This is a genomic window from Actinomadura geliboluensis (genome assembly GCF_005889745.1).
Lineage (GTDB): Bacteria > Actinomycetota > Actinomycetes > Streptosporangiales > Streptosporangiaceae > Spirillospora > Spirillospora geliboluensis.
Genome location: NZ_VCKZ01000728.1, coordinates 1 through 1,478 on the forward strand (window position 1 = coordinate 1; position 1,478 = coordinate 1,478).

Consider the following 1,478-nt stretch of genomic DNA (forward strand, 5'->3'; position numbering starts at 1 on the left):
GCTGCACACCAAGCTCGGGCCGGGCGGCCTCGCCGACGTGGAATGGGTCGCGCAGCTCCTGCAGCTCCAGCACGCCCACGACGTCCCAGGGCTGCGCACCACCCGGACGCTGGACGCGCTGGACGCCGCCGTCGAGGCCCGGCTCCTGGACGCGGACGACGCCGAGGTCCTCGCGGAGTCGTGGTGCCTGGCGACCCGCATCCGGGGGGCCGTCATGCTGGTGCGGGGCCGCGCGTCCGACCTGCTGCCGACCGACCACCACCGGGAGCGCAGCGCCGTCACCCGCGTCCTCGGCTATCCGGGGACGGGGGACCTGCTGGAGGACTACCGGCGCTGCACCCGCCGCGCGCGCGCCGTCGTCGACCGCGTGTTCTATGGAGCCGACTGAGAAGCGGGGCGTACTACTGGAGGAGGCCCTACTACTCCGGTAGTAGGGCCGTCAGGGCCGGCTCGCCCGGCATGGGGCGGCGCGGCCCGTCCCGGACGGGGTCGCGGGGCCCCGGCCGGTGCGCTGCGCGAGCCGGTGCGTGATCCGGGCCCGCACGATGAGGATCGGGACGGGGCAGCGCGCGTAGAGCAGCCACGACACCCACAGGGCGCCGCCGATCAGCGCCATCCCCGCCACCGCGTCCAGCACGTAGTGGTTGGCGGTGGACAGGATCACGAACACCGTCGTCGCGGGGTACAGCGCGCCGAGGATCTTCGCCCACGGCCGCGACGCCAGCTTGACCAGGATGAACCCGCACCACAGCGCCCAGCCGGCGTGCATCGACGGCATCGCCGCGTACTGGTTGGTCAGGCTCCCGGACGCGTCGCTGGCGTACAGGCCGAGCGAGTGCAGCGCGGTCACCGGGTCGACGAAGCCCTCGCTGTGCAGGAACCTCGGCGGGGCGAGCGGGTACAGCCAGAACCCGATGAGCGCGACCCCCGTGGCGACCATGATGGACGTGCGGAGCCACCGGTAGTGCTCCGGCCGGTAGCGGTACAGCCAGACGACGACGCCGAGCGTCACGATGAAGTGCATCGTGGCGTAGAAGATGTTGGCGGTCCGCGCCAGCCACGGCACGGCCAGCAGTGTGTGGTTCAGGTGCAGCTCAACGTCCAGCCCCAGGTGGCGTTCCAGGCGCAGGATCTCGTCCGCGTGGGCGAACGCGGGGCCCGTGCCGTCCTGAACCAGGACGACGCGCGTCAGCGTATATCCGGTGTAGAACAGGACGACCAGCAGAAGCTCACGCCAGACCGGAGGCGCGGTGAGCACCCGGTGCCGCATCCTTGCGGCGGCCGCCGGGGACGGCGTCTTGTCGGTGATCACTTCGTCGAACGCGTCGAGCCCGCACACGCGGTGCGCGGCGACGCGGCCGAGCTTGCGGGAGTCCCATGTCGGCCTCTTCGTCGGACGCGGCAGGTTCCTGCACGCGCCGCACTCCGGCGCGCGGGTCCGCATCGACAAGATCGGCAAGCGGCGCAAGGGGCAGTTC

The 1,478-nt window shown here is 72.3% G+C and carries 2 protein-coding genes; one reads left to right on the forward strand and one right to left on the reverse strand.

The genetic code is table 11. The annotated features are described in order from the left end of the window. Positions 1-388: [protein-PII] uridylyltransferase family protein (locus ETD96_RS43860; RefSeq protein ID WP_478209507.1), on the forward strand; the 388-nt coding region annotated here is incomplete at its 5' end. A 51-nt stretch (positions 389-439) separates the two neighbouring features. Here the strand turns inward: ETD96_RS43860 and ETD96_RS43865 are convergent. Further along, positions 440-1,478 (reverse strand): phosphatase PAP2 family protein (locus ETD96_RS43865; protein WP_240808652.1); only part of this gene is annotated, 1,039 nt, incomplete at its 5' end.